The sequence below is a fragment of the Paenibacillus popilliae ATCC 14706 genome (genome assembly GCF_000315235.1).
GTDB classification, from domain to species: Bacteria; Bacillota; Bacilli; order Paenibacillales; family Paenibacillaceae; genus Paenibacillus_B; species Paenibacillus_B popilliae.
The window spans coordinates 1-324 of the sequence record NZ_BALG01000159.1 but is presented as its reverse complement, the minus strand read 5'-3'; the positions used below and the strand labels follow the sequence as shown (position 1 = coordinate 324).

At 42.9% G+C, this 324-nt stretch carries 1 pseudogene; it reads left to right on the top strand.

The features are described 5' to 3' along the window. Positions 1-24 precede the first annotated feature (24 nt). A pseudogene (locus PPOP_RS24235) lies at positions 25-324 on the top strand (replication initiation protein); the annotation flags it as partial.

Genomic DNA, 324 nt, shown 5'->3' with positions numbered 1-324 from the left:
CAGTTTAAGCTATGGGAAATGGGCATGCATGATGCTTATCAAGAGAGTTTATACGTACTTGCGGAGTTGGGTTTTGAGTGCGAAGCGACTAAACCCAATCGGATAGACCTTTGCGTACATAGTGACCAGTGGGATTGGCGGTTTAGTGATTTTAAGGTGTTTAGTTGGCCTATGAATTTCAAGAGGGATAATCAGCCGGATTTTGTTAGGCTCGATCCTCATACGGATGGATTCGGTACGGTATATTTTGGTGACCGCTCGCGATGCCAGCTACGCATATATAACAAATCAAAAGAGATTAAGGACAAACGTAAGGACTATTTT